At 72.8% G+C, this 3,123-nt stretch carries 4 protein-coding genes; all 4 read right to left on the bottom strand.

The features are described from left to right. On the bottom strand, positions 1–353 hold a 353-nt coding region (locus D471_RS0115510; RefSeq protein WP_017599465.1), incomplete at its 3' end, for a cytochrome d ubiquinol oxidase subunit II. Between the two features lie 18 nt (positions 354–371). Then, positions 372–1,619: a cytochrome ubiquinol oxidase subunit I gene (locus D471_RS0115505; RefSeq protein WP_017599464.1), complete on the bottom strand. Its 1,248-nt coding sequence runs from the start codon at positions 1,617–1,619 to the stop codon at positions 372–374. A gap of 214 nt (positions 1,620–1,833) precedes the next feature. Beyond that, positions 1,834–2,508, bottom strand: coding sequence for a response regulator (locus D471_RS0115500; protein WP_017599463.1), 675 nt, complete (start codon positions 2,506–2,508; stop codon positions 1,834–1,836). Continuing rightward, positions 2,505–3,123 (bottom strand): sensor histidine kinase (locus tag D471_RS34605; protein WP_017599462.1); only part of this gene is annotated, 619 nt, incomplete at its 5' end. The genes D471_RS34605 and D471_RS0115500, both read right to left, overlap by 4 nt.

Here is a 3,123-nt window from a genome sequence, read left to right as displayed (position 1 = left end):
ACGACGGCGCCGTCGCAGGCGGACCGCCACCCCGGCCGGTCGAGCCGCGCGCGCAACCACAGTCCGGCGTCGCGGACCAGCCATCCGGCGAGGAGGGCGACGAGCACCGGCCACAGCTTCGCGACCACGTGGTGCTCGGTGTACGGGAACAGGCCGGCCAGGACACCGACGGCGGCGACCAGCCACACCTCCGAGGCGAGGAAGCAGGGGGCGACGGCGGCGACGGTCCGGCGGCGCTGGCCGGGTGTGCGCGCCACGGCGGGCATCAGCATCCCCAGGCCGACGTCGGAACCGGCCAGGACGAGGTAACCCACGAGGAACAGGGCGAGGAGTGCGGAGGACAGGACGTCCATGGTGTGCTCCCAGGAAGGTCAGAACGAGTGGACGGGGGCGGCGGGCTCCCCGTGCTCGGCCTCGCGGCGGGCGGCGAGGGGACCGCCCTCCGGGCCGCGCCGGGCGTAGCGCGCCAGGAGCCAGCAGGTGACCGAGGCCAGGACCGCGAACGCGGCCGTGAAGAGGGAGAAGGACAGCAGGGCCATCCCGGGGGACAGGGGCGTCATCGCGTCCGCCGTGGTGAGGTGGTGGACGACGGCCCACGGCTGGCGGTTGGTCTCGCGGAACCCCCAGCCGCCGACGCTCGCCGCGTACGGCAGGAAGGGCGTCACCGTGAGCGGGGCGAGGAACCAGCGCCAGCGGTCGAGTCCGCCGAACGGCCAGACCAGCAGCATGACCGGGCCGAGCAGGGCGAACACCAACCAGGACAGGACCATCGTCACCTCTCCGAACAGCCCGACCGCCGACGCCGTGCCGCCCTCGTGGGCCGCCTCGATCGCCTCGATCTCCCCCGGGGAGTAGGTGAGGCCGCTGGTCGGCGGTGCCTCGCCGACGATTCCGAACTGGAGTCCGCCGAACGTCGCCACGGGCAGGGCCATGAGCGTGACGGTGATCGCCGCGTAGCGCACGCCCCGGCGGAAGATCCCGTGATCGTCCTTGCGCCGCACCAGGTGGTAGGCGCTCACCGCGGCGACGACCAGAGCCCCGAGCAGCAGTGCGCTGGTCACGATGTGCCCGAAGGCCAGGGCCGAGGCGGGGTTGGTCAGCAGCGCGGCCGGGTCCGTCATGTGCGCCACGCCGTCGACCATCTCGAAGCCCACGGGGTTGCGCAGGAACCCGTTGGAGACCAGCACCCACCACGCGGACATGTAGGCGGTCGCGGTGACCACGGCGAAACAGGCCAGGTGCGCCCACCGGCCCATCCGGTCCCAGCCGAAGATCCACAGCCCGAGGAACGTGGACTCGACGAAGAACGCGGTCATCGTCTCCAGGGCGATCGGCGCGGCGAAGGTGTAGCCGAACATCTCCTGGATCCCGCTCCAGTTCAGTCCGAGCTGGAGCTCCATCACCAGGCCGGACAGTACGCCCATGCCGTAGTTGACCAGGTACAGTCCGCCCCAGAAGCGGACCGCGGTCATCCGCGCGCGGTCGTCGCGCAGGACGGCGGTCAGCTGGGTGGCCAGGATGTAGGGGGCCAAGCCCAGCGTCAGGGCCACGAACATGTAGTGCGTGGCGGCCGTCAGCGCGAACTGGAGTCGCGCGAGCAGGAGCGGATCTTCGAGCATCGTGGGGCCTCGGGGTCGGGTGCCGTGGACGGCTCTCAGCATCCGCCGGGGGCCCGGCGCCGCACATCGTCTCGTCGGCGACATCCGGGGACCACTTCTCGGCGTACACACGCCGAGGCGGCTACTCCCAGACGTGTAGGGGAAATCCCCGAGAGGGGCTCAGGGCCCCGGGGCCCTTCGGCCCGACGACTCCCCAGAGCGCGGGGGCGCCCGGTCAGGACTCCCTGCTCCACCGCGGGGTGACGAGCGCCGCCTCGTAGGCGATGACGACCAACTGGGCCCGATCGCGCGCCCCCAGCTTCACCATCGCCCTGCTCACGTGTGTCTTGGCCGTGGCGGGGCTGACCACGAGCCGCGCGGCGATCTCCTCGTTGGACAGACCGCCGCCCACCAGCGCGACCACCTCGCGTTCACGCTCGGTGAGCCCGTTCAGGCGCGTCGACGGTTCGGGAGCGCTTCTGGGACGGCGGGCGCAGTCGGCGATGAGCCGCCGGGTGACTCCCGGCGACAGCAGGGCCTCGCCCCCGTGCACGACCCGCACCGCCTGGAGCAGGTCCGCCGGTTCGGTGTCCTTGACCAGGAACCCGCTCGCCCCCGCCCGCAGCGCGTCGAAGATGTACTCGTCCAGGTCGAACGTGGTGAGGATGACGACCCGCGTGCGGTCCAGGGACCGGTCCGACAGGATGCGCCCGGCCGCCGCCAACCCGTCGACGCCCGGCATGCGGATGTCCATGAGGACGACGTCGGGGCGCTCCTCGCGGGTCAGCCGTACCGCCTCCGCGCCGTCGGCGGCCTCGGCGACCACCTGGATGTCCGGTGCGCTGTCCAGGAGCGCGCGGAACCCGGCGCGCACCAAGGCCTGGTCGTCGGCGAGCAGCACCCGGATCAACGTCGCTCCGTTCCGTCAGCGGTCGCGACCTCACCGGAGGCCGCGGTGGGGGGACTCCCACCGCCGTCCAACGGCAGGTGCGCCCGTACCCGGAATCCTCCCCCGTCCAGGGGGCGCGCGTCCACCGTGCCGCCGAGCAGGGCGGCCCGCTCGGCCATACCGGTGATGCCGTTGCCGGGCTCCGGCGGTCCGACGGTGCCGTGCCCGTCGTCGGTGACCTCGATGTCCAGGGACGTGTCGCGGTGGTCGATCCGCACCGTCGCGGAGGCGGCGCCCGAGTGCCGGACCACGTTGGTCAGGGCCTCCTGGACGGTGCGGTAGGCGGCGGTGTCGGTGCCCACGGGCAGGCGTCGGGGCCGTCCCGCCGTCTCCACACGCACCTCGATCCCCGCCCGCCGAGCACCCTCCACCAGCTCTCCGACCCGGTCCAGCCCCCGGACGGGGGAGCGGGGCGCGGCCTCGTCGGCCGAGCGCAGCACGCCGAGCATGCCCCGCAGTTCGGTGAGGGTGTCCTTGCTGGTCGCCTTGATGGTGGCCAGGGCCTCGGCGGCTCGCTCGGGTTCGTTCTCCATGAGGTACAGCGCCGTCCCGGCCTGGACGTTGATCAGGGAGATG

Origin of the sequence: Nocardiopsis lucentensis DSM 44048, assembly GCF_000341125.1 — a bacterium.
GTDB lineage: Bacteria > Actinomycetota > Actinomycetes > Streptosporangiales > Streptosporangiaceae > Nocardiopsis > Nocardiopsis lucentensis.
Note: the sequence above shows the minus strand (reverse complement) of the source record. Positions and strands in the feature narration are given on the sequence as shown.